General features: G+C 69.3%; 23 protein-coding genes. 19 read left to right on the top strand and 4 right to left on the bottom strand.

All coding sequences use genetic code 11. The features are described from left to right. Position 1 precedes the first annotated feature (1 nt). The 16 genes from V9G19_RS27585 (at position 2) to V9G19_RS27510 (ending at position 15,398) form a co-directional block, all read left to right on the top strand. Positions 2-1,408, top strand: coding sequence for a UDP-N-acetylmuramoyl-tripeptide--D-alanyl-D-alanine ligase (locus V9G19_RS27585; protein ID WP_462288580.1), 1,407 nt, complete (start codon positions 2-4; stop codon positions 1,406-1,408). Then, complete coding sequence (mraY, locus tag V9G19_RS27580) at positions 1,405-2,487, top strand: phospho-N-acetylmuramoyl-pentapeptide-transferase (RefSeq protein WP_462288579.1); 1,083 nt, start codon at positions 1,405-1,407, stop codon at positions 2,485-2,487. The genes V9G19_RS27585 and mraY overlap by 4 nt, the downstream gene beginning before the upstream one ends. Then, positions 2,484-3,965, top strand: coding sequence for a UDP-N-acetylmuramoyl-L-alanine--D-glutamate ligase (murD, locus tag V9G19_RS27575; protein WP_462288578.1), 1,482 nt, complete (start codon positions 2,484-2,486; stop codon positions 3,963-3,965). The genes mraY and murD overlap by 4 nt, the downstream gene beginning before the upstream one ends. A 4-nt stretch (positions 3,966-3,969) precedes the next feature. After that, the gene (gene ftsW, locus V9G19_RS27570; RefSeq protein WP_462288577.1) at positions 3,970-5,247 is read left to right on the top strand and encodes a putative lipid II flippase FtsW; all 1,278 of its coding nucleotides are present in this window, start codon (positions 3,970-3,972) and stop codon (positions 5,245-5,247) included. Beyond that, positions 5,240-6,349 carry a UDP-N-acetylglucosamine--N-acetylmuramyl-(pentapeptide) pyrophosphoryl-undecaprenol N-acetylglucosamine transferase gene (locus V9G19_RS27565; RefSeq protein ID WP_462288576.1) on the top strand — a complete coding sequence of 370 codons (1,110 nt, stop codon included), beginning with the start codon at positions 5,240-5,242 and terminating at the stop codon, positions 6,347-6,349. The genes ftsW and V9G19_RS27565 overlap by 8 nt, the downstream gene beginning before the upstream one ends. Further along, positions 6,342-7,781, top strand: a complete 1,440-nt coding sequence (gene murC / locus V9G19_RS27560) for a UDP-N-acetylmuramate--L-alanine ligase (RefSeq protein WP_462288575.1) — start codon at positions 6,342-6,344, stop codon at positions 7,779-7,781. Before V9G19_RS27565 ends, murC begins: the two co-directional genes overlap by 8 nt. 59 nt (positions 7,782-7,840) lie before the next feature. Further along, entirely contained in the window at positions 7,841-8,464 is a 624-nt protein-coding gene (locus tag V9G19_RS27555) for a cell division protein FtsQ/DivIB (protein WP_462288574.1), read from the top strand. Positions 8,465-8,647: 183 nt separating this feature from the next. Next, positions 8,648-9,898, top strand: coding sequence for a cell division protein FtsZ (ftsZ, locus tag V9G19_RS27550; RefSeq protein ID WP_462288573.1), 1,251 nt, complete (start codon positions 8,648-8,650; stop codon positions 9,896-9,898). After that, on the top strand, positions 9,899-10,642 hold the full coding sequence (gene pgeF / locus V9G19_RS27545) for a peptidoglycan editing factor PgeF (protein ID WP_462288572.1): 744 nt from the start codon (positions 9,899-9,901) through the stop codon (positions 10,640-10,642). Next, entirely contained in the window at positions 10,639-11,355 is a 717-nt protein-coding gene (locus tag V9G19_RS27540) for a YggS family pyridoxal phosphate-dependent enzyme (RefSeq protein ID WP_462288571.1), read from the top strand. Before pgeF ends, V9G19_RS27540 begins: the two co-directional genes overlap by 4 nt. An 85-nt stretch (positions 11,356-11,440) precedes the next feature. Beyond that, positions 11,441-11,932 carry a cell division protein SepF gene (locus V9G19_RS27535; RefSeq protein WP_462288570.1) on the top strand — a complete coding sequence of 164 codons (492 nt, stop codon included), beginning with the start codon at positions 11,441-11,443 and terminating at the stop codon, positions 11,930-11,932. Between the two features lie 81 nt (positions 11,933-12,013). Next, positions 12,014-12,289 carry a YggT family protein gene (locus tag V9G19_RS27530; RefSeq protein WP_462288569.1) on the top strand — a complete coding sequence of 92 codons (276 nt, stop codon included), beginning with the start codon at positions 12,014-12,016 and terminating at the stop codon, positions 12,287-12,289. A gap of 45 nt (positions 12,290-12,334) precedes the next feature. After that, positions 12,335-13,321 carry a DivIVA domain-containing protein gene (locus V9G19_RS27525; RefSeq protein ID WP_462288568.1) on the top strand — a complete coding sequence of 329 codons (987 nt, stop codon included), beginning with the start codon at positions 12,335-12,337 and terminating at the stop codon, positions 13,319-13,321. 87 nt (positions 13,322-13,408) lie between these two features. Then, the gene (locus V9G19_RS27520; protein ID WP_462288567.1) at positions 13,409-13,945 is read left to right on the top strand and encodes a TraR/DksA family transcriptional regulator; all 537 of its coding nucleotides are present in this window, start codon (positions 13,409-13,411) and stop codon (positions 13,943-13,945) included. Continuing rightward, positions 13,909-14,472, top strand: a complete 564-nt coding sequence (lspA, locus tag V9G19_RS27515) for a signal peptidase II (RefSeq protein WP_462288566.1) — start codon at positions 13,909-13,911, stop codon at positions 14,470-14,472. Before V9G19_RS27520 ends, lspA begins: the two co-directional genes overlap by 37 nt. Beyond that, positions 14,472-15,398, top strand: coding sequence for an RluA family pseudouridine synthase (locus V9G19_RS27510; RefSeq protein ID WP_462288717.1), 927 nt, complete (start codon positions 14,472-14,474; stop codon positions 15,396-15,398). The genes lspA and V9G19_RS27510 overlap by 1 nt, the downstream gene beginning before the upstream one ends. Before the next feature lie 51 nt (positions 15,399-15,449). Here V9G19_RS27510 and V9G19_RS27505 read toward each other — a convergent pair whose 3' ends face one another. Next, positions 15,450-16,424 carry a sulfotransferase domain-containing protein gene (locus tag V9G19_RS27505; protein ID WP_462288565.1) on the bottom strand — a complete coding sequence of 325 codons (975 nt, stop codon included), beginning with the start codon at positions 16,422-16,424 and terminating at the stop codon, positions 15,450-15,452. Between the two features lie 105 nt (positions 16,425-16,529). Here V9G19_RS27505 and V9G19_RS27500 point away from each other — a divergent pair, with 105 nt between their 5' ends. Next, positions 16,530-17,267, top strand: a complete 738-nt coding sequence (locus V9G19_RS27500; RefSeq protein WP_462288564.1) for a hypothetical protein — start codon at positions 16,530-16,532, stop codon at positions 17,265-17,267. Positions 17,268-17,285: 18 nt separating this feature from the next. Here V9G19_RS27500 and V9G19_RS27495 read toward each other — a convergent pair whose 3' ends face one another. Together V9G19_RS27495 and V9G19_RS27490 are read right to left on the bottom strand one after the other, a co-directional pair. Next, the gene (locus V9G19_RS27495; protein ID WP_462288563.1) at positions 17,286-18,239 is read right to left on the bottom strand and encodes a sulfotransferase family protein; all 954 of its coding nucleotides are present in this window, start codon (positions 18,237-18,239) and stop codon (positions 17,286-17,288) included. 15 nt (positions 18,240-18,254) lie between these two features. Continuing rightward, on the bottom strand, positions 18,255-19,679 hold the full coding sequence (locus V9G19_RS27490) for a lipopolysaccharide biosynthesis protein (RefSeq protein ID WP_462288562.1): 1,425 nt from the start codon (positions 19,677-19,679) through the stop codon (positions 18,255-18,257). A gap of 264 nt (positions 19,680-19,943) precedes the next feature. Here V9G19_RS27490 and V9G19_RS27485 point away from each other — a divergent pair, with 264 nt between their 5' ends. Next, positions 19,944-21,518 carry a hypothetical protein gene (locus tag V9G19_RS27485; RefSeq protein WP_462288561.1) on the top strand — a complete coding sequence of 525 codons (1,575 nt, stop codon included), beginning with the start codon at positions 19,944-19,946 and terminating at the stop codon, positions 21,516-21,518. Here the strand turns inward: V9G19_RS27485 and V9G19_RS27480 are convergent, their stop codons facing one another. Next, the gene (locus V9G19_RS27480; RefSeq protein ID WP_462288560.1) at positions 21,519-22,916 is read right to left on the bottom strand and encodes a glycoside hydrolase 5 family protein; all 1,398 of its coding nucleotides are present in this window, start codon (positions 22,914-22,916) and stop codon (positions 21,519-21,521) included. It abuts the gene before it with no gap. Between the two features lie 275 nt (positions 22,917-23,191). On the opposite strand from V9G19_RS27480, the gene V9G19_RS27475 reads away from it, so the two are divergent. After that, positions 23,192-24,121 (top strand): sulfotransferase family protein, encoded by a 930-nt coding sequence (locus tag V9G19_RS27475; RefSeq protein WP_462288559.1) that lies wholly within the window; start codon positions 23,192-23,194, stop codon positions 24,119-24,121. The last annotated feature ends 5 nt before the right edge of the window (positions 24,122-24,126 follow it).

The raw sequence follows: 24,126 nt of genomic DNA, 5'->3' as shown, positions 1-24,126 counted from the left end.
CATGATTGCGCTCACTCTCGGCGAGATCGCCGATCTCACCAACGGACGCCTGGCCGGGATCGACCCCGGTGGCGCCGCTCGCCTCATCGTCGACGGACCCGTGGTCACCGACTCACGCGAAGCGGGACCGGGCGGTCTTTACATCGCCCGCATCGGAGCGGCCCGGGACGGACATGACTTCGTTGCCTCCGCCCGCGATCGCGGAGCGGTGGCAGCGCTGACGACCCGGGAGTGCCCGGAGCTGCCGGGCATTGTCGTGCCCGACGGGCAGGCGGCCTTCGCTGCGCTGGCGCGGGCGCTCATCGAGCGCGTTCCTCGCCTGAACGTCATCGGCATCACCGGCTCTTCCGGAAAGACCTCCACCAAGGACTTGCTCGCCCAGGTCCTCGCCCCCGCCGGAGAGACTGTCGCCAATGTCGGCTCGCTCAATTCCGAGGTCGGGGTCCCGCTCACCGTCGCCCGGATCTCGCCGACCACCCGCTTCCTCGTCGTCGAGATGGGTGCCCGTGGTTTGGGGCACGTCCGGTATCTGACGACGATCGCGCCGCCGACGATCGGCATGGTGTTGAACATCGGCTCCGCCCACGTCGGCGAGTTCGGCTCACGCGAGACGATTGCCGCCGCCAAGGCCGAGCTGGTCGAGGCATTGCCGGCCGACGGGGTCGCCGTCCTCAACGCCGACGACGCCTTGGTGCGCGCCATGTCCGATCGGACGTCAGCGCGCGTGCTGTTGACCGGGGAGAGCCCCGATTCGGATGTGCGCGCCACCGGAATCCGCCTCGATCCACACGGCCGTGCCCTGTTCACCCTGACCGGACTGGCGGGCAAGGCCACCATCGGCTTGGCCGTCGCCGGACGCCACCAGGTGGCCAATGCACTCGCCGTCATCGCGGCCGCCCACGAACTCGGTGTGCCGACCGAGTCGATCGCCGCAGCGCTCGCGAGCGCCGGCCCGGTCAGTCGCTATCGCATGGAGGTCGCCACCCGGGAGGACGGGGTGACGATCGTCAACGACGCCTACAACGCCAATCCCGAGTCCATGGCCGCTGCCCTGGATGCGCTCGCGGCGATGGCCGGACAACGCCGGACCTGGGCGGTCCTCGGCCCCATGTTCGAACTCGGCGACGAGAGCGCCGCCGCGCACCGGGCCGTCGGCGCGGCCGTGCGCGGACACGGCGTGGCGCATCTTATGGTGGTTGGCGACGAGGCGGCGGGCATCGCCGACGGAGCGCAAGCGGCATACGGACCGGGAGAACTGGCGATCGAGCGGGTCGAGAGCATTGACGAGGCCGATGCCCGCCTGCGCGCACAGCTGCGGCCGGGCGACATCGTGCTGATCAAATCCAGCAACGGGGCCGGCCTGCGGTTCCTCGGCGACCGGCTGGTGCAGCCAGGGGCGCGCGGATGAAGTCGGTCCTCATCGCGGCCGTCGTCGGGTTGGTCATCGGCCTCCTCGGCACGCCCGCCTACATCAAATACCTCGTGCGCCTCGGCTACGGGCAGTTCATCCGCGACGACGGCCCCACCTCGCACCACACCAAGCGCGGCACCCCGACGATGGGTGGCACGGTGATCATCGCCGCCACCTTGACCGCGTATGCCGTCGCGCACCTCGCGACGCTCACCACTCCCACGGTCAGCGGCCTGCTGGTGCTCTTCCTCATGGCCGGCCTCGGCCTGGTCGGCTTCCTCGACGACTACATCAAGATCTCCCGTCAGCGCAGCCTCGGGCTGCGCTCGAAGCAGAAGCTGGCGGGCCAGGCGCTGGTCGCGATCATCTTCGCCGTCCTCGCGCTGAACTTCCCCAGCGACGGCCATCGCACGCCCGCGTCGACCTCGATCTCCTTCGTCCGGGACACCGCGCTCGACCTGGCGTTCGCCGGTCCGCTCCTCGGGATGGCCCTATTCGTCGTCTGGGCCAACCTGATGATCTCGAGCTGGTCCAATGGTGTGAATCTCACCGACGGGCTGGATGGCTTGGCGACCGGCGTCTCGACGATGGTGTTCGCGGCATACGTGCTGATCGGGATTTGGCAGACCAACCAGAACTGCCAGATCACCCCGGGACCGAAATGCTATGAGGTGCGCGATTCCCGCGATCTGGCCGTCGTCGCGGCCGGCGCCATGGGCGCCTGCTTCGGGTTCTTGTGGTGGAATGCCGCGCCGGCCAAGATCTTCATGGGCGACACCGGCTCGCTGGCCCTCGGCGGCGCTCTCGCCGGCCTGTCCATCACGACCCGGACCGAGCTGCTCATGGTGATCCTCGGTGGGCTGTTCGTCACGATCACCTTGTCGGTCGTCATCCAGGTGGCCTCGTTCAAATCGACCGGCAAGCGGGTCTTCCGGATGGCGCCGCTGCAGCACCATTTCGAGCTGCTCGGCTGGCAGGAGGTCACGATCGTCATTCGCTTTTGGATCATCGCCGGGCTGTTCGCCGCGCTCGGGCTCGGCGTCTTCTATGCCGAATGGGTGGTGGGCTCCGGATGAGGCGGAACCTGGCCGACCTGACCCACCGCGATGCGGACTGGGCCGGGTTGCGCGTGCTCGTGGCGGGCGTCGGGGTGAGCGGCTTCGCCGCCGCCGACACCCTCGCCGACCGGGGGGCTCGCCTGCTGGTGGTTGACGGGCAGACGCTGCAGCCCGGCAGCGCCGCCGAGCAGCGCGCCACGCTGTTGAGCCTGCTCGATGTGGAGGTGCGCACCGGCCCGGATGCCGCCGCGGCGCTCCCCGCCGGCCGCGAATTCGACCTGGTCGTCACCTCACCCGGCTGGCGGCCCGATCAGCCGATGCTGGCCGCGGCGGCTCGCGACGGCATACCGGTGTGGGGGGAGGTCGAGCTCGCCTGGCGGATGCGGCCGGCCGAGGGCGCCGCTCCCTGGCTGACGATCACCGGCACCAACGGCAAGACGACGACGGTGCAGATGCTCGCCTCGATCCTGCGCGCCGCGGGGCTGCGGGCAACCAGCGCCGGCAACGTCGGCACGCCGATCCTCGACGTCGTCGTCGACCCCGAGCCGTATGACGTGGTCGCGGTCGAGCTGTCCAGCTTCCAGTTGCACTGGACGCACTCGATCTCACCGCTCGCGTCGGCCTGCCTCAACATCGCCCCGGACCACCTCGATTGGCACGGCAGCGCCGAGGCCTACTGGCAGGCCAAGGCCCGGGTATACGAGCGCACCCAGCGGGCGTGTGTCTACAACGTCGCCGACGACGAGACCCGCCGCATGGTCGAGCAGGCCGAGGTCGTTGAGGGGGCGCGCGCGATCGGGTTCACGACCGGCGTCCCGGGCGTGTCGATGCTCGGGGTCGTCGATGACGTCCTCGCCGATCGCGCGTTCGTCGCCGAGCGGCAGACGATGGCGGCCGAGCTGGGGACGCTCGCCGATCTGGCCCGCGGGGGACTCCCGCCGGCGCCGCACGTGGTTGCCAATGCGCTCGCGGCGGCCGCCCTGGCCCGCACCTACGGCGTGCCCCCGGTCGCCGTCCGGGACGGGCTGCGCGCCTTTGTCCCCGAGCCGCACCGGATGGCCGCGGTCGCCGAGGTCGGTGAGGTGCGTTATGTCGATGACTCCAAGGCCACCAATCCCCATGCGGCGCAGGCATCGTTGCAGGCGTTCGACCCGGTCGTATGGATTGCGGGCGGCCTGCTCAAGGGAGCTGACATCGATCCGCTCGTCGCTGACATCGGCGGCCGGTTGCGTGGCGTGGTGCTGCTCGGCGCCGATCGCCGGCTGATCGCGCAATCGCTGGCCCGACACGCGCCCGAGGTCCCGGTCGTCGAGGTGTCCGACACCGACACTGGTGCGATGGATCGAGTCGTCAGCGCCGCCGCCAGCCTGGCCCGTCCCGGAGACGTCGTGCTGCTGGCCCCCGCCGGCGCGTCCATGGACATGTTCGCCAACTACGGTGCCCGAGGCGATGCCTTCGCGCGTGCGGTGCATGCGCTGCGGGACAGCGCGGAGTAGCCCCGTGAGCCGGACCACGACGGCGCCGCGTGCCGGCGCCGACCAGGGAGTGCGTGCCCGCCTGCAGCAGCTGATGGACAGCCCGACGGCGACCTACTATCTCCTGCTCAGCGTGACCACTCTCCTGGTTGCGATCGGGCTGGTGATGGTCTTGTCCGCCTCGATGATCGTCTCCATCCGCGAGAGCGGCGGCTCCCCGTATGCCGTGTTCATCACCCAGGCGATCTTCGCGGTTCTCGGCGCGATCGCCATGGTCGCGGCCATGCGGATCCCGCTCGCTCGCTGGAAACGACTCGGCGGCCTGGCGCTGGTAGTCACCCTCGTGCTGCAGGCGCTCGTGTTCACCGCGCTCGGCTCCGGCTCGGGCGGAAACCGCAACTGGCTCGACTTCAAGGTCTTCAGCCTCCAGCCGTCCGAGCTGGGCAAAATCGCGGTCGTGCTCTTCGGCGCGCGGGTCCTCGCGCACAAGCGTCATCTGATGGGCAGCTTCAAAGAGGCGGTTGTCCCCTTCGTCTTCCCCGCGGCGGCGATGTTGATCTTCCTCGTCATGCTCGGTCACGACCTCGGCACCACGATGGTCCTGGCGGCAATCGTCGCCGGGATGCTGTTTGCCGCCGGTATGCCGCTGCGCTGGTTCGCTGTCGCGGGCGTGAGCGGGCTGGCGCTGCTCGCGGCAGCGACGTTGACCAGCATCAACCGGCTCGGTCGGATCAACATCTGGCTGCACCCCGGGCTGTGCGTGCCCAAGAACGAGGAGCTCTACTACGACATTTGCCGCCAACCGCTGCACGCCCGCTACGCGCTGGCGGACGGCGGGCTGACCGGCATCGGGCTCGGCGCGAGCAAGGAGAAGTGGCAATGGCTCTCCGCGCCGCACAACGACTTCATCTTCGCGATCATCGGCGAGGAGATCGGGCTGATCGGCACCCTGGTCGTGCTGGTTCTCTTCGCGGTCTTCGCCTATGCCGCCTACCGGCTGGTCATCCGCTCCGAGGACTTCTTCGTCCGGGTCGCAGCGGCCGGCGTGATGACCTGGATCGTGGTGCAAGCGATCATCAACATCGGGGCGGTGATCGGGACCTTGCCGATCATCGGTGTGCCGCTTCCGTTCGTCTCTTCCGGCGGTTCCTCGCTGGTCACCACGATGGTGGGGGCGGGCCTGCTGCTCGCCTTTGCCCGGGCCGAGCCGAGGTGTGCCGAGCAGCTCTCGGCCAACCCCGCCTCGGTGCGCGGCTCGCAGGCGGTGCTCTCGCTCGTGCGCCGCAGGCGCGGCCGTGGCTAAGGCACTGTCCTCGGTGCTCCTGGCCGGAGGGGGGTCGGCCGGCCACGTCTCGCCGTTGCTCGCCCTTGCCGACCGGCTGCGTGCCCGCGACGGTGAGCTGGCGGTGGCCGCCCTCGGCACGAGCGTGGGGCTGGAGGCGCGCCTGGTGCCCGCCCGTGGCTATCCACTGCACACGATCCCCAAGGTGCCGCTGCCGCGTCGGCCGAGCCTCGACCTGCTCCGGTTGCCGCGCAACCTGAGGGCGGCGGTGGCCGCGGCCGGCGCCGCCATGGACGCCACCGGCGCCGATGTGGTCGTCGGCTTCGGCGGTTATGTGTCCACGCCCGCCTATCTCGCCGCCCGCCGGCGCCGCATCCCGATCGTCATCCACGAGCAAAACGCCCGCCCCGGCCTGGCCAATCGCCTCGGTGCCCGGTTGACCCCCTATGTGGCCGTCACCTTCGCGAGCACGCGCCTGGCACACGCCCGGGTGGTCGGCATGCCGTTGCGCCCCGAGATCAGCGGCTTCGACCGGGACGCGCTGCGGGCGCAGGCCCTCGCGGCATACGGCCTGGACGCGCAGCGGCCCACTCTCCTGGTCACCGGCGGCTCCCTGGGGGCGGCCCGACTCAACGAGACCATGCAGGCCGCGGCCGGCGATGTGCTCGCCGCCGGAATCCAGGCGCTGCATATCACCGGGGCCGGCAAGGAATTCCCCGCGCCCCAAGGTGGCGGGGGAGGGCGCTATGTCGTTGTCCCCTATGCCGATCGGATGGAGCTGGCGTATGCCGTCGCCGACCTCGCGCTCGTGCGTTCCGGCGCGAACACCGTCTGCGAGCTCACCGCGATCGGTCTGCCGGCGATCTATGTTCCGCTGCCGATCGGCAACGGCGAGCAGCGGTTGAATGCCGCCGATGTCATCGCCGCCAAGGGTGGGCTGCTCATCGACAATGCCGAGCTGACCGCGGACGTGATCCGCGAGGTTGTCGTCCCGCTGCTCCTCGACCGTCCCCGGTTGGCGCGCATGGCGACCGCGGCCGAGGGAGTCGGCGAGCGTGCAGGGGTCGATCTGCTCGCCGATCTGGTGCAGGAGGCCTTCCGTGGTGGGCCGGGCCATGACTGATCTCGTCCGCAACCCGCGCTTCGACTTCGCCGCGCCCCTGCCGCGGCTCGAAACCTTGGGGCACACGCACTTCATCGCGATCGGTGGCTCCGGCATGTCGGGAATCGCCCACCTGTATGCCGCCAGCGGCCTCCCCGTCGACGGGTGCGACCAGGCGCCTTCGCAGACCCTCGACGCCCTGGCGCGCGCCGGGGTCGCCGTGCGCGTCGGTCACGATGTCGCCCACCTGGACGGCGTCGACACGCTCGTCGTCAGCTCCGCGATCCCCGAAAGCAATCCGGAGCTTCACCTCGCCCGCGCGGGCGGGCTGCGCGTGCTGCATCGTGCCCAAGCCTTGGCGATCGCGATGGGCGGGCACACCCGGGTCGCGGTCGCCGGCGCCAACGGCAAGACGACGACCACGGCGATGACCGTCAGCGCGTTGCGCCACGCGGGCCTCGATCCCTCGTATGCCGTGGGCTCGGTCCTGCTCGACACCGGCGCCGGTTGGGGGGTGGGCAGCGGATCGGCCTTCGTCGTCGAGGCGGACGAATCGGACGGTTCGTTCCTGTGCTACCGCCCGCACATCGCCGTGGTCACCAATGTCCAGCCCGATCACCTCGACTTCTATGGCGACGTGGCTCACGTCGAGGCCGGCTATGCCGCCTTTGCCGAGTCGATTCCCTCCGGTGGCCTGCTCGTCGCGTCCGCGGACGACCCGGGAGCTGCCCGACTGGCGGCGCACGCCGCCGCTGCCGGCCGGCGAGTGGCCACCGTCGGGGAGGCTCCGGGCGCGCGGTTGCGGATCGAGCAGGTGGAGCTGAACGGCCTGGCTTCTCGAGCCGTCCTGCGTGGATTCGGAGAAACGATCGAGCTGCGCCTGGGAGTGCCCGGCCGCCACAATGTGCACAATGCCGCGGCCGCCGTCGCCGCCGGGTGGCTCGGCCTGGACGCCGATCCGGGCGAGCTAGCGGCCGGCCTGGCCGGTTTCTCCGGCACCCGGCGGCGCTTTCAGGTCGCCGGTCGCTCTCGTGGCGTGACCGTCGTGGACGACTACGCCCATAACCCGGCCAAAGTGGCCGCCGTGGTCGCGGCTGCCCGAGCGGTGGCCGGTCGGGGTCGGGTGCGCCTGGTCTTCCAGCCGCACCTGTTCAGCCGCACGCGTGATTTCGCCGCGGCATTCGCGCAGGCCCTCACCGGCGCCGACCAGGTCGTGCTGCTGCCGGTCTACGGGGCTCGGGAGGCGCCCATCCCGGGTGTGGACTCCCACCTGATCGCCGAGCGGATGCCGGCCGGGCCGTGCGCCGTGACCGTCGTGGACACGCCCGACGAGGCGGTGACCGCGCTGGCCGCGGCGGCGGCCGAGGGTGACCTGATTCTCACCGTCGGTGCCGGGGATGTGACCCGTCTCGGCCGTGACCTGCTTGCCGCCTTGGAGGAGGGTGACCAGTGACTGTCGTGCCTCGACGTCTGACGCCTAAACGCCTGGTGATCCTGGTGGCTTCGCTCACCGTGCTGGCGCTGCTGAGCTGGGCCGCTCTGGCAGCGCCGGCGACTCGGATTCGGCACATCCGCATAGACGGGGTCAACGGGCCGGTCGAGGACACGGCCCGCGCTGCGGCTGATTCGGTGCGCGGCCGACCGGCGCTGCTCACCCGGCTGGCTCCGGTCGAGGCGGCGGTGGAGCGTGACGTCCGGGTAGCCGATGCTCATGTCAGCCGGCGCTTTCCGGACACGATCATCGTGGGCGTCGTGCCCCGAGTCGCCGTCCTCGCCGCCGGTAACTCTAACGGTCAACTTGACCTTGTGGATGTTGAAGGCGTGCGTTTCGAGGCGGTCGGGCGTGCGCCCGAGGGGTTGCCCGTCGTGCGGTCAGCCGGGGCCGGGCCGGTCTCCGATCCCGCACTGCACATCGCCCTCAATGTCGTGGCGGCCATGCCTGGCTCGCTCCGCTCGCGCATGACCGACCTCGCGGTGACCCCAGCCGAATCGCTGACCTTCGCCGTGGGCGACACTCGCATTTCGTGGGGGGACGCGTCCCAGGTTGACGTCAAGGCGCGCATCGTGTCGATCCTGTTGCGGGACAAGCCGAAGACCATTGATGTCAGCGCCCCCGACACGCCCGTGACCACCTGAGCAACGGGTGGGACTGGTGGTGCCGCTGTGCCTGCGGTGACGGCACGACATGCGGGCGGTCAGAATGATGAGGCGACACGCCGTGGATGAATTGCATCCGGCCGGGGTCGCGACATAGCGTTCTGAGTCGAGCGAATAGCATCTACTCTCTAAATGTTAACTCAACAGTTAGGCCCTATCCCCGTGGCTGCACCGCAGAACTACCTGGCCGTCATCAAGGTCGTCGGAATCGGCGGCGGCGGCGTGAACGCGATCAACCGGATGATCGAGGTCGGCCTCAAGGGGGTCGAGTTCATCGCCATCAACACCGACGCTCAGGCGCTGCTGATGAGCGACGCCGACGTCAAGCTCGACGTCGGGCGCGACCTGACTCGTGGTCTGGGCGCGGGCGCCGACCCCGAGGTCGGGCGGCGCGCGGCCGAGGACCATGCCGAAGAGATCGAAGAAGTGCTCAAGGGCGCCGACATGGTGTTCGTCACCGCGGGGGAGGGCGGCGGCACCGGCACCGGGGGCGCGCCGGTCGTCGCCAAGATCGCTAAGGGCCTCGGCGCGTTGACGATCGGCGTCGTCACCCGCCCGTTCACCTTCGAGGGGCGCCGGCGGGCCAACCAGGCCGAGACCGGCATCGGGGCGCTGCGCGAAGAGGTCGACACGCTGATCGTCATCCCCAACGATCGCCTCCTGTCGATCAGCGACCGCTCGGTGAGCATGCTCGACGCCTTCCGCAGCGCCGATCAGGTGCTGCTCTCCGGTGTGCAGGGCATCACCGACCTGATCACCACGCCGGGACTGATCAACCTCGACTTCGCCGACGTCAAATCGGTGATGTCGGGCGCGGGCTCGGCGCTGATGGGGATCGGCTCGGCGCGCGGTGAGGAACGTGCGGTTCAGGCCGCCGAGGCGGCGATCTCCTCGCCGCTTCTGGAAGCGAGCATTGACGGCGCCCACGGCGTGTTGCTGTCCATCCAGGGCGGCAGCGATCTCGGTTTGTTCGAGATCAACGAGTCGGCGCGCTTGGTCCAAGAGGCCGCCCACCCCGATGCCAACATCATCTTCGGCGCGGTCATCGACGACGCCCTCGGAGACGAGGTGCGGGTCACGGTCATCGCCGCCGGCTTCGACGGCGGCACCCCCAAGGGGCGCGCGGACGAGCGTCCGGCCGTCGCCGCGACGCCCCGGCCGGCGGGCGCATCACCGGCTCCCGCTCCCGCCCCTGCCACCCAGCCCCGGCCCGCGCCGGCTCCCGCCGCGCCGGCGGCAGCCCCCCCGGCTCCCGCGCCGCGGCCTGCTCCCGCACCAGCCGCCCCCGCCACCCCGGCACCCGGCACCGTGACGCCGCGTCCAGCCACGCCCGCCGAGCAACCGCCACGCCCCCCGCGTCAGGTTGTCTTCGAAGACCCCGATGACCTGGATGTCCCGGCCTGGCTGAAATAGGTGTTCGCCCACACGATCACCGACGCCGGGCTAACGCGTGCCTTCACCGACCGGCGTGGGGGTGTGAGCAGCGCGCCCTTCGCCGAACTCAATCTCGGTGACCATGTGGGCGACGACCCGGCAGCCGTGGCGACCAACCGCGCTCGGCTCGCGGCCGCGTTGGGGCTGGACGTGAGCGCACTGTCGTTCATGCACCAACTGCACGGCACTGCCGTGGCCCAGGTGACCACCAGCGACCAGGCGACCCCCAGCGACCGAGACGGCCCGGCTCCGCACGCCGATGCCCTGGTGTCTGCCGCACCCGAGGTGGCGCTGGTCGTCCTGGTGGCCGACTGCATCCCGGTCTTGTTGTGGGATGACGCGACGGGGGTGATCGCCGCGGCGCACGCCGGGCGTCCTGGCCTGCGCGCCGGTGTGCTGCCCGCCACGGTCGCTGCCATGCGGGATCTCGGCGCGCGCGAGATCCACGCGCTGCTGGGACCATCCGTGTGCGGACGCTGCTACGAAGTGCCCGCCCAGATGCAGGCCGATGTCGCGCGCGTCGTGCCGGCCACGCGCGTCACGACGCGGCAGGGCACGCCGGGCCTCGACCTGGCGGCCGGAGCTCTCGCGCAACTGGCCGCGCTCGACGTGCGCGCCGACGCCGTTGCCGAGTGCACCGCCGAGACCGGCTCGTTGTTCTCGTATCGGCGTGAGCGGCGCACCGGCCGCTGCGCCGGAGTCATCGTGCGGCGGGCCGGATGAGCCTCGACCTTCCCGAGCCGCTGCAGCGACGTCGAGACGAAGTCAGTGCGGGCCTGGCCGCCACCGAGGCCCGGATCGCCGCGGCGTGCCGGGCGTGCGGGCGAGAGCGCGCCGAACTCACGCTCGTCGTTGTCACCAAGACCCATCCGTCCAGCGACATTCGTGTGCTCGCCGACCTCGGCGTCAGCGACGTCGGGGAGAACCGGGTCCAGGAACTGAGCGCCAAGGCCGCCGAGGGCGCCTATGCCGGGATGCGCCTGCACGTCATTGGCCGCCTGCAGACCAACAAGGCCGCCGAGGCGGCGCGGCATGCCGTCATGATCCACTCCCTCGATCGAGTCAAGCTGATCCGCCCGCTCGCGCGCGGTGCCGCCGAGGCCGGGCGCGACCTCGTCGTCCTCATCCAGGTCAGCCTCGACGGCGACCCGGCGCGTGGCGGAGCGGCGCTGCCCGCCGTGCCGGAGCTGGCCGAGACGGTGCTTGCCTCGCCGCTTCGCCTCGGTGGCGTGATGGCGGTCCCGCCGCCCGACGCCGATCCAGCCGCCGCCTTTGCCGAGCTGGCCGAGGTGGCCGAGCGGGTGCGCGAACTGGCGCCGACGGCCCGGCTGATCTCCGCCGGGATGAGCGCAGATCTCGAGCAAGCCGTCGCCGCGGGCGCGACACACCTGCGTGTCGGGTCGGCAATCCTCGGTTCTCGCAACTCGTTTGGATAGCTTCTAGGGCGAAGGCCGCGCTTGCGTCGGCATCGCACACCAACGGCCCGGCCGATCCCGGGTGCCCGACTGGAGGGACTTGCTCATGGCTGGGGCGCTGAAGAAGACGATGGTCTACCTCGGCTTCGCCGAGGACGACCGCGACGACCGTTATGACTATTACGACGCCGACGCCGAGACCTACGCGGACACCGCGGCAACGGCGGAGGTGGCGCAGCCGGAGCACGAGGCCGAGGTCACCCCGATCTCCCGCCGGGCCAATGTCACTCGACTCGTCCGGGAGGAACCGATGGGCGCACTCAGCCGGATCACGACGATCCATCCGCGCACCTATAACGAGGCCAAGAACATCGGGGAGAACTTCCGCGACGGCATCCCGGTGATCATGAACCTCACCGACATGAGCGATGCCGACGCCAAGCGCCTCGTGGACTTCGCCGCAGGGCTGGTCTTCGGACTGCACGGGGCGATCGAGCGCGTGACGGCGAAGGTCTTCCTGCTTTCCCCCTCCTCGGTCGAGGTGGCCACCGACGAGACCCCGGTCGAAGCGCCGCGCGAGCTGTTCAACCAGAGCTAGGTCGCCTTCGCGTGGGCGGCCCGACGCGCGCCGTCGCCTCGATTGGGCGTTCACAGCAAGGCAGGCGATGATTGTTGCGTCATGACAGCTGTCCTTGAGGTCGTCAAGACCGCGCTCTTCCTCTACTTCGTCCTGCTCATCGCCCGCCTGGTGTTGGACTGGATCCAAGTCTTCGCCAGGGAATGGCGCCCGCGCGGCCCCGTCCTGGTCGTGGCCGAGGGCGTCTATACCGCAACCGATCCACCCATCACGGCGTTGCGGCGGGTCCTGCCCCCCGTCCGTGTCGGGGCGGTCGCGATCGACCTGTCCTTCCTGGTGTTGATGCTGGCGATCTCGCTGCTCTTGTCCATCCTCTAGAGTTCTCGCTGACCCGGCCGGAGCCGGACAGATCAAGGAGACCCCATGCCCCTGACCCCCGAGGACGTACTCAACAAGACGTTCGGCACCACGCAGTTTCGACGTGGCTATGACGAGCGCGAGGTTGACGACTTTCTCGATGAGGTCGTCGCTTCGTTGCGCTCGTTGACCGCAGAGCTGGACAACTGCCGCGCAGGTGGCGTCGGGCCCAGCGACGGGGTGGGCGCCGACGGGGACCTGCACGCCAAACTGCAGCGGGAGATCGCCTTGCGCAAGGAGGCCGAGCGCGCGTTGGCGCAGGCCCAGGAGCAAGGCGGCGCCGCCGACCAGGCGAGAGCAGCCGACGTCACCGATCACCCCGCGCCGAGCGCGGGTGAGGAACGCTTGGTCGAGATCGAGGCCAGGATCGCCGACGCCGAGCAGGAGGCCAGCGAGCGGATCGCCGCGGCCCAGGCTCGCGCCGAGGAAGCCGAGGCCGAAGCCCGTCGCCGGATCGAGGAGGCCGACGCTGCGGCCGCGCCCGTGGGGGTCCAGGACACGGCGCCACAGCCGCTGGCGGCCTCGGGCGAAGCAATGACGACGAGCGCTGCGGATGCATCGGGTCTGATCGCCTTGGCCCAGCGAGTTCACGACGAATACGTCGCCCAGGGGGAAAGCACCCGCGATCAGCTCATCACCGAGGCGCAGTCTCGCCACGATGAGCTGATCTCCGGGGCGCAGGAGATGCACGATGCTCTGCTTGCCGAGGCCAGCGAACAAAGCGAGGGGATGGTCGGCACGGCCCGCGACGAAGCTGCCGCGATCCTCGGTGCCGCCAACCAGCAGCGCGAGCAGGTACTCGGCGACCTTGAGGGCCAGCGGACCGGATTGGAGCAGACTCTAGAGACGCTGCGCGGCTATGAGCAGGAGTATCGCGGGCGGATCCGGGAGTACTTCCAGGAGCAGCTGCGGCACGTGGAGCAGTTGAGCTGGCAACCACCTGCGGCCGACATGGCAACGAACGAGGACGCGGTCGAGGCGAGCGCACCCTAAGCCCCTGCCGGCGCGCCGGTGTCGATGCCCTATCCTCCATCTCACGAGCTACCACGGGGTAGCAACCGACAACCGAAGGGGACAGCGATGTCGCCGACCAGAGGCCGCGCGAGCACCGGCCAGGCCGGTGAGGGTGCCGGAGGAGCCTCCCCGCGATCGCGCGCGGCCAAGCCGGCCGGTGCCGGCTCCGGACGCCGGCGTGAGCGTTCGACGCCCGCGGAGCCGGCGGTGAAGTTGCCGCCGGTCAAACCCGGGGACGATCCCTGGACGCCCGCCGACCTGGCGGCGATCCGGCAAGCGCTGACCGCCGAAATCGAGAACCTGCTTCAGGAGATCGAGATTGCCGAGAACGAGGTCGTCGTCCTGATGCGGCATTCGGGCGACGGCGCCGGAGATGACCAGGCCGACGCCGGCAGCAAAACCCTCGAGCGAGAACAGGAACTAAGCTTGGCCAACAACGCCCGGGAGCTGCTCATCCAAACCCGGCATGCCATCGAGCGCCTCGACGACGGCAGCTATGGCACCTGCGAAGCCTGCGGCGGGCCGATCGGCAAGCTTCGCCTCGAAGCCGCTCCCCGTGCGACGCTATGCCTGCCATGCAAGAGCAAGGAAGAGCGCCGCTGACCCTGCCGACGCCGCGCGCCACGGGACCAGGCGCGGCGGCCCTGCTCCTTTGGGGAGTGCTCCTGGGCTCCGTGGTCCTGGACCAAGGAAGCAAGATCTGGGCGCTACGCGCGCTCCAACCCGGGGTGGCCAAGCCGCTCATCGGGGAGTTTCTCAGCTTGCGGTTGATCCGCAACCCGGGGGCGGCCTTCTCCATGCTCGACGGCATGACGTATGCCGTCACCGCCCTCGCCGTGCTGATCGTCGTGCGCATCCTGTGGCTGGCGCATACCCGCCTCGCCTCGCGGGCCTACGCCGGGGTCCTCGGACTGATTGCCGGCGGAGCCGTCGGCAATCTCATCGACCGCTTCCTGCGCGAGCCCGGCGTCGGCCGAGGGCATGTCGTCGATTTCATCGACTACTTCGGCATGTTCGTCGGCAATGTCGCCGACGTCCTCATCGTCGGTGCCGCGGCCGCCTTCGCCGCCCTCGTGCTGACCGGACGGCGCCTGGACGGGTCGCGAGACCCGGTCCCCGGGGAGTCATGATGCGGCAGACCCGGCTGGTCAGCGTTCCCGACGGCTTGGCGGGCGAGCGCCTCGAAGCCGCGGTCGCGCGCATGCTCGGCCTGAGCCGCAGCCGCGCCGCCGACCTCGCCGCCGCCGGCGAGATCACCATCGCCGGCCAAGCCGTCGGGAAGTCGACCCGCGTCGCTGCCGGCCAACTCATCGAGGTCACCCTGCCGGATCAGCCCGCGCCGGCCGCGGCGATCCGTCCGCAACCAGTCGCCGGCCTGAGCGTGATCTACGAGGACAACGACATCATCGTCGTCGACAAGCCGCCGGGTGTGGCCGCGCACCCGAGCGTCGGCTGGGATGGGCCGGACGTGTTGTCGGGCCTGGCGGCCGCCCACCACCGCATCGCGACATCCGGTGCACCCGAGCGACAAGGAATCGTCTCGCGGCTTGACGTTGGGACAAGCGGACTGATGGTCGTGGCCAAGAGCGAGAGCGCCTACAGCGCCCTCAAACACGCCTTTCGCAGCCGCCTGGTTGACAAGACCTATCACGCGGTCGTGCAGGGGCTACCCGACCCGGTCGAAGGCACGATCGACGCCCCGATCGGTCGCCACCCCGGGCACGACTACAAATTCGCCGTCCTGGCCTCCGGCCGGCACAGCGTCACGCATTACGAACTCCTGGAGGCCTTCCGGTCGGCAAGCCTGCTGAGTATTCGTCTCGAAACCGGGCGCACCCACCAGATCCGGGTCCATTTCGCCGCTGTCCGGCACCCGCTCGTCGGCGATCCGACGTATGGCGCCGACCCCACCTTGGCCGCGCGGCTGTCGCTGACCCGCCAATGGCTGCACGCCGTCGGGCTCGGGTTTGCCCACCCCGCCACCGGCAAGCCGGTCGCCTTCACCAGCCCGTATGCCGCCGACCTCCAGCTCGCGTTGGAGCGGCTGGCCCAGTGACGGCCCGGCGATCGGCGCAGCGCCGCTGCCCACCCGCCGGAATGGGGCCGATCAGGCGAAATTGGGCCAGGGAAGGGTGCGGCCGACCAGCCGCTCGGTCGCGGCCACGTCCTCGGCGAAATACCTGCGCAGCCGCTCGCGAGTGGCGGGCGCCATATCCGACTTCGGGGCCGCGTTGAGCCGCTGCTCTTTCGCCGGCAGCCGCTTCGGGTCCAGCCCGAGGAAGGCGGTGATGCCGGCAACCGTCGCATTGGCGTCCTGGTAGTAATCCTCGCTCGCCCAGATGTGGATCTGCTCGCGCGGGAAGAGCGCAAACCAGCGGGCAAGCGATTCGGCATACCGGCTCTGGGTGGCGTAGCTCTGGAACTCGTGAGCGAAGCTGATGTAAGCAGGCTCGGCGACCAGCCGCTCCGCCTCCCGGCCCAGGCGGGTCTCCTCGGCATCGAGGGCGTCCTCGAACGACAGCGTCTCGACCCCATTGCGGGTTTGCTCCCGCCACGCCGAGTGGGTGCGATCAACCGGGTCCCGCAAGGCGATCAGGATCTTGGCGTCCGGGACAAGGTCGTGCGCTCGTTGGGCGGCGAGGGGATGGAAAAGGTAGTAGGGCGAGGCTTCACCGGCGACCCCCGCGTGACCGGTTCGCCGCTGGTGGACCAGGCGCTGGGTGCGGCTCGGGAAATGCGAGAGATACCAGATCGAGCCCTTGTGGAAGTTGTAGGTGAAGAAGCTCGTCCCCTTGGTGTCGCGCCCCTTGGGCAGCAGCTTCGCCGACGGGAAGAGCGCCAGCACATCCGGATGGGAGAGGATGTGGAAGTAGGTGGACGTCGTCCCCCCGCGTTTGGCCCCCACGAGCAGGAAGTCCGGCGCCGGCCGCAACGAAGCGCTCACGATGCCCGCTGCCCGGGTCACCACCCGCCCCGCTGACATGGCTGCCTCCACGGCGGGATGCTTCCGGGCCTTGTGGACGGTCTTGGCCTTGGGGTAGCGGGCGCGCTGAGGCAGCGGTCCACCGAGGGTCGTGAGCATGGGGCCTATGATCCCACGCGTGCTAGGCTGGGTGCTCCGGGCCAGCAAGCGCCCAGGCCCGCGCGGGGGAGCGCCGGGACCGACACACGGCAAGTGGAGCCAATCATGCCCGTCAGGTATCAACCCGCGGCCGCGCTCGCCGCAGCGTTGACCATCGGCGTGCTCAGCGCGTGCGGCGGCGGCGGCAAGCCGCAACAACCCACGAGCCCTCGAGGCTCGTCCAGCACAACCACCGCGGCCGTCGCCGAGATCCCCGGCCTCGACGAGCTGGAAAAGGCCGTTGCCGCGCTGAGCGCGGACGAGTCCCTGGGCAAGGCCGGAACCGCCCTGTCCTCGGCGCGCTCCGACCTGTCCAAGTCCCTGAGCGCGCTGCGTGACGCCATCGACGCCGCTCAGGCCCAACGCAAGCTCAACCGGTGGGACTGCAGTGCCCTCGACGCCAAGCGCGCCGCCGCCTGGCAGGTCCGCGAACAGATCAGCGGCAACCTCGCGGACGTCGACGCCGCCGCCGACAAGCTGACCAGCGCCCTGTCGGCGTTCACCGGCAAGTACGACGACCTGACGACAGCCTACGACAAAGTCAAAGCCGCCGCCGACAAGCTCTCGCCCGGGCAGGTGCCGGCCCAACGGATGGAGTCCGCCGCGACCGCGATCTCGGCCATGGCTGCCCAGACCACCGGCGCCAAGGGGTCGCTGTCCAGCGCCAAGGAAACCTTGACGGACGTGCCGGCGAGCGCTGACAAGCAATACGGTCAGGCCCGCACGTTCGTGACCCAGTGCAGCAACCACTGGGCGCGCATCGCCGAGCTGAAGGCGCGCCAGAAAGCGAACTCCCGCGGCTGACTCACGCGGCGAGAGCGGCTACGGCTGGGTCAACCACTGCGGCGCCCGGTCCCGCTCGGCCGGCCGCAGCGCCTCGAGCACCGCGCGGCGCGTCGGGCGATAGAAGTCCTCCAACCGCTCCCGGTCCGCGCGCGACATCGCGGCGCCAGCGCGGCCCTTGTTGATCGCGTAGTAGGTGTTGCGAATCACGCGCTTGATCCGCGGGTGGCGCTCCAGGAACAAGACATTGGCTCGGTTGATCCGCAAGGCCCGGCGTTGCAGCTTGGCGAAGCGGAACTGCCGGGTCTGGTTTTCGATCCCGTAGTCGAAGTCGGCAGCCGGTGCCGGGTCGATGCCCAGCCACTCGCAGACCCGGGCCACGGTCTGCTTGGGCGTCGCGGCAAGATCATCGAAAAAGAGGATGAGCACATTGTCGCCGAAGGTCTCGACCCAGTCCGCGAGCCAGCGGTCATACATCCCGGTGCCCACCCCGGACCACGGGTGATTGCTGCGGTCTTGATCCTCGCCCGCAGCGACCAGCGCCATCGCCTTGTCCAGCCAGGGCCCGAATTCGGCGTCCTGGGGCAAGGTGGCCCGGCTGCGCATGAAGTTGAAGAACGAGAATGCCCGGCCGGCGGGCTCACGAAGCAGGAGGACAACCTTCACCCCGGGCAGGTCTCGGGCCATTGGCGCCGCAATCCGCGTGCCCCCATAGAAGTAGCCCGGCGAGGCCTCCATCGAGTACTGCTGACCCGACCAGCCGGCGAAGTGCGCGGCATACTCCGCCAGCGTGCCGATCGGCTCGTCATAGCGCAACGGCAGGAAATGCCGCACCTCCTTCTCGTCGGCCGGTTGAATGTCGGGGTGCTGAGCCAGATAACGGAACAGTGACGTGGTGCCCGCCTTGGTCACCCCGGCGATGACCAGATTGGGTAGCCGGCCACCGGCGACCTCGGCGCCGGCCGACGGGGTGCTGGTGTGGTGTTCGCTCACGGTGCTCCTCGGGCTCTAGAACTCGTATTCCTCGGGCATCATCGCCGGATGCATCAACGGATTGGTCGGGTCGTCACCCTGGTCCAGCTCCGGCGCCGGGGCCGCCTTGGCGCGCCGGCCGGCGATCAGGCCGCGCACCCGCCCGACAATCCACCGGGCATCCGCGGGCCGCGGGATGACGATATCGCGCGCCCGCGTCCCGGTTGCCCGGCGCAGCTGATACACCGCCATCGATGCATTAACGGTGTAGGCGATCAGGCTGGTCAAGGCCGCCCCCATCGCCCCGAGGATCGGGCACAACACAACCAGGCCGATGACCGTGATCACGGCCGCGGTCAACTGGGAGATCGAGCGCAATCCCGGCAGCCTTTGGGCCAGCAATCCGGCAGCGACGATTTGTTCGAGGCAGAACGGGATGGCCGCGACGAGCAGCACCAGGGCCATCGGGAGCGCCGGCAGGAAGCTGGCACCGAAAAGCCACCGAATGACCAACGGCGCGACGAGTCCCGCCGCCAGGCCCCCGGCCGTGACGAGGAGCAGGACGACCCGCGCGGCCCGGGCCACCAGCTCCGGGGTGTTGCGGGCCGCAGTCTCGGCGAACAGGACATTGCGCACCGCGTTGATCGCCGTCGACGGGATCTCGGAGAAATGCACGGCGACGACGTAATAGCCCATCTGCAGGGGCGAGACCAGCGTGACCAGCACAAGTTGGTCGAGCCGCCAGTTGATCAGGTTACCGAACACCCCGCCCCACCCGCGCAGCCCATAGCCGAAGATCGTGCGGGTCAGGTGTTTCTCGGTGGGTGCCAGCGTCTCGGGTTTCGGGCGATAACGCGAGAGCGTATAGAACAGGAAGCAGCCGCCGACGACCGTTGCGATCAGCTGCGACAGCGCCGCACTCTTGACGGTCAAGCTGCCGATGAGCGCGAGCACCGCGAATGCGAGCAGACGCAGCGTCGGGGTCAGCACTCGCTCGGTGTTGACCGCGCGATAGCGCCGCATGCCGTTGACCGCGAACCGCAGGATGATCACCATCATCAGCAGCGGCAGCAACCAGATGAGCGTCCGCGCCAGTGGCACGGCGACCTGCATCTCGGCGCTGAAGATATGCGGAGCGGCAAACCAAAAGCCGATCGCCGCGCAGATCCCGATCGGCACCGAGATCATGGCCGCCCGCAAGAAAACCACGCGCGGGTCCTGGCGCAGCTTGGCAACGGCATAGGTTGTCGCCTCGGGCAGGCCGATATTGGCGACGAACATGAGCACGAACGCCGGAACGACCGCGGCGGCCATCTGCCCGCGCAATTCGGGACCCAGGGTGTGCGCCAGGATGGGACCGGACATCAAGGAAGTGACCGGCATGGCGAGATTGGACATCGCCGTGAACAACGCGGTCCGGGCGAGCGGGCGCCGGCCCGCTGGACCAGGCTGGGCCTTCACCAATCAACTCCGGGCGCTGAGAATTATGCGGCCCCGGGAACGGTTCGGCGACCGGCCGTCAAATATACCTCGCCGCGTCCGCGCCCCGGGAATCGACCCACCCAGGATGCACAGCAGTTATCCATGCTTCCCAGCAGTTACCCAGGTTCCGTCCAGGTGGGTCCAAGCAGCTCAAGTAGTGTTGGGCCCCGATCGTCCGTCAGGAACGGGTGCGATCAGACCGCCGGTCGAGCGTCGACCACACACACATCCTGGGGGTATGCCGTGCTGACCACTCCGCGCCGAGCCCGCCGCGCCGCGGCGGCACTGTGTGGGCTTGGCCTGTCCGTCGGGCCGATGCTCGCCGCCCAGGCCGGGCCGGTCCGGGCCGAGCCGGACCCAGCGACGCCGGTGTCGGCCGCCGCGTTCGTCGACAGCATCGGGGTCGTGACCCATTTCCGGTATGCCAACACGACCTACGGACACGTCGATGAGTTGCTGGCGAAGCTGGATGGTTTGGGTATCCGGCATGTCCGCGACGGGTGGTCGGCAAACCCCGACCCCGAAGTCGTCGCGGCCTTCCACAAACTCCCCGAGCACGGCATCAAGCTCAACTTGGTCGTGGGATCGGCGGGCAACAAGACCGGTTCGCTGCCCGACCCCGCACCGCTGCTCGCCTCGGCCGAGCAAAACGGCCTGCGCCCGATCGTCGAGTCGATCGAAACCGCCAACGAATGGGACACCAAGGGCGGGCCGGGCTGGCTGGAGGACCTGCGCAGCTACCAGTGCAAGCTCTTTGACGCCGTCCACTCCTCGCCTGCCTGGACCGATGTGCCGGTGATCGGCCCGTCGGTTGCGCGCAAGAACCGGGTCTCGATGCTGACCGACATGGGCGACTGTGTCGACTACGTCAACCTGCACAACTACGCGAATGGCGGTCCGCCCGAGGAATACCTGCACATGCTCGACGAGTCCCGGGCCACGGCGCCGGGCAAACCGATCATCGTCTCGGAGACCGGGTATCACTCGGCGATGAATCGCACCCAAAACCAGCAGCCGGTCGCCGAAGACGTCAAGGCGCAATACCTGCTGCGCACCCTCCTGGAGAATTTCCGGGCCGGCGTGATGCGCACCTACGTCTATCAGCTCGCCAACGAGCGGCCCGACCCGTCGATGACCGACCAGGAGGCCTTCTTCGGGCTCATTCGCACCGACTTGAGCGAAACGCCCGCCTATCAGGCGCTGCAGTCGCTGTTGACGATGCTCGCCGACGACGGCGCCCAGGGACGGGTGGACACCAGCCCGGTCGATGTCACGGTGACCGGGCGCGGCGGACCGACGGTCGAGCACCTGGCCTTCCGCAAATCCGACGGCACGGCCTATGTCGCGCTGTGGACGACCGGGACGCTGCCCGACCCAGCGGCGGCACAGGCGTCGGCCGAGGTCCGCCTGGGCAGCGGCGACAAGCCGGTCTATCTCGTCGACGGACGCGACGTGCAGGACCTCGGTGCCACCGCGACCACGACCGTCACCGGGTTGGACAAGGTCAAGATCATTCAAGTGGGGGGCTCCGCGCCGACCTTCGCGCCGGCGTCACCGGCGTCACCATCGGCCGGTCCGTCACCATCGGCCGGTCCGTCACCATCGGCCGGTCCGTCGCCGTCAACCGGTCCGTCGCCGAAAGCCGCCGAGAGTCCCGCGAGCCAGTCGGCCGATTCCTCCTCGCCGATGCTGTGGGCGCTCGTCGGTGGCTTGACCGTCCTGGTCCTCGGTGGGGCCGGCGTGCTCGTTGCTCGTCGGCGGCAACGCGACCCGCAGGTGCCGGTCGCGCCGCCGCCGGGCTCGGACTCCAGGCCGTGATCAGCCGGGGGAGACCTCGAGGATCTGCAGCTCGCCCTTGAGGCTGAGGACCGAGCGCGTGGTGCGCTCGCTGCTCAGCGCGTTGGCCGAGGCGGCCGGGGCATAGCGCCGGACATTCTTGGGGCTGGACCAGTCCACCGTGACCGTCGCATTGCTCGGGTTGAGGAGCTTGCGGGTATTGGGGTCATAGATCGCCGCCGTGCGCCACAGGAACAGCAGGAACCGACCGTCCTTGCGGGAGACCAGGGCCGAGCGCAGGTCGGGGGGCCCGCTGTCGAACCTCAGGTCGAGTGCCGCCCCGGCGGCCCCTTCGGTCCGGTATTGGCGCTTCATGATCTTGTTCATGTTCGCGAGCGACTCGAACGCCGGCTTGGGGGTGCCGTTGTTGCGCAGCAGGCCGAAGTGGGCCTCGTGGTTCTTCTCCCCGGGGTCCTTGCGGTCATCGAAAAGTTCGTAGATCGACAACTTGTTGACATTCCGGATGAAGTACTCCAGGAGCAGGCGAGGAGCATAAGTCCCGGCGACGGCCTCAGGCGTGTAGTTGTGCGTCGCTGTCGAATGCCTGGCGTTGTGCCAGCCGGTCTCGGTAATGATGAGCGGGTCGCCGCCGGACACCTTCTTGACCAGGCGGATCATCTCGTCGGTGCGGTAGCCCGGTGCGAAACCACCGGTGTAGAGGTGGATATTACCCCAGTCCATGATCTTGGACTGGTTGCCGAACTCCTCGAACCCCTGGCGCATGCCGAGCGCCGGCATGACCACCGGGATGCCGCGAGTGGCCGCGGTCGACTTCGCCGCGCGATACAGCCGGGTCTGGTGGGTGCGAAGCTCGGAAACCCAGTTGGAGCCGCCGCGCAGGTTCCACTCGTTGGCGCCCTCCATGCTCTGGACGCCACCCCGCAGCGACGAGGCGATCAGGGCGACGAGTTGCTCGGGGTTTCCCGCCTTCTGCTCGGGATCGCCCATGATGGCGTTGAGCTTGATGCCTGCCTGGTTCAGCTGTCGCAGCCACTCGACCTGCTTCTTGTTGCCGGTGAAGATCCCGGAACGGATCCAGGTTGCGCCGACCGTCTTTAGCGCCGACTTGATGCGGTCGTGCTGCCCCCACACGCCGTCCGTGGACGAGGTCACACAGCAGACGCCGAGCATCCGGGTCAAGGAGTCGAGGGGTCGGCCCGTGGACTTGTACTGCTCGCCATAGCGAATCGCACCGGCGTCGTCGGCGGCGAACGGCGCGGCCAACGCCGGGCTCGCCGCCGCCGACGCGGCGGCGGTCAGGCCGGCCAGACCCGTTAGAGTGGTGCGTCGCGAAAGGCCTCCCGGCACGTCGCCCGCGGGCGACTCGGTGCCGTTCGGGTGCTGGCGGGCAGCTGGAATGAGTGCGCGCGAAACTGCCATGGTGGGGAGGTTACCTTCCATATCGCGGCCGGGCTCGGGAATGCCCAACCTCGTCGTTAGCGGCCGGGCGCCGCCCTCGGTCGCGGGCCCCGGCTGACCGCGGTCAGCGACGGTTTCTGGAAGGGCCCGGCCGTAACGTACTGTGGTGGTGACGGTTAGCATGACCATGGTTCCGTTAATGTGTCAACTTCGTCCCCCAGGCCGACCTGCGCGCCGAGGGACGCCGGGGGCGTGATTGGGTGAGCCGCAGACATCTCACGAACAGGAGAGCCAGATTGGGCCGACTGCCTGACTTCCTCGTCATTGGGGCCTTCAAGTCGGGGACGACGTCGCTGGCTCAGTTCCTCGGCGCCCATCCACAGATCTTCATGCCCTGGCTGCAGGAGCCGAACTTTTTCGCCTACGAGCACGCCGACGAGGGTGGCTCGGCGCGGCCCGAAGTCGACCGCACCTCGGTCTACAAGCGCCACCGCACCCGCACGCGGGCGCAGTATGAATCGCTCTTCGAGGAGGCGCCCCCCGGCGCGGTGATCGGCGAGTGCTCGCCCGAATACATGCGTTCGCCGTATGCAAGCGGCCGCATCGCGGCCGAGTTGCCGAACGCCAAGCTGCTTGCCATCTTGCGCAACCCCATCGAGCGGGCATTCTCCGACTACCAAGCCTTCGTGCGCGACAGCCTGGAGCGGGCCACCTTCGCCGAGGCAATCAAGCGCGCGCCCGGGGTCGAGCCGGGGTCGCAATACGTCATGACCGGCTTTTACGGCCGTCAACTCAAGCCGTATTTCGAGACCTTCGGCAAGGACCAGGTCAAGGTGATCCTCAACGAGGACTTGCGGGTCGGCGCCGGCGAAAAGCTCGACGAGGTGTGTCACTTCCTCGGCGTCGACCCGCTGCCCGACGCCGCCGAACTGATGAGCCAACTCAACGTGTCCGGGCGCCCTCGAAATGCCGCCGTTGCCCTGGCCTACAAGCTGAGACGGGTCTCGCGTCCGTGGGCAAAGCCGATTGTTCCGGAGCGACTGCAGCGGGGCGTCGATTCGCTGCTGGCGAGCGGTTTGAAACGTGAAACCGTCTCCGCGAGTGTGCGCGCCGATCTGATCGGTGTCTATCGCGAAGACATCGAACTGTTGCAATCCCTCATCGACCGAGACCTTTCGTCGTGGCTGCGTCCCGCGGTGGCGCCCAAGGCACTCTTCGAGGAGTGAGCACG

This window comes from Nostocoides sp. (assembly GCF_037045025.1).
Taxonomy (GTDB): domain Bacteria; phylum Actinomycetota; class Actinomycetes; order Actinomycetales; family Dermatophilaceae; genus Nostocoides_A.
This window is presented reverse-complemented; position numbering and strand designations above follow the sequence as displayed.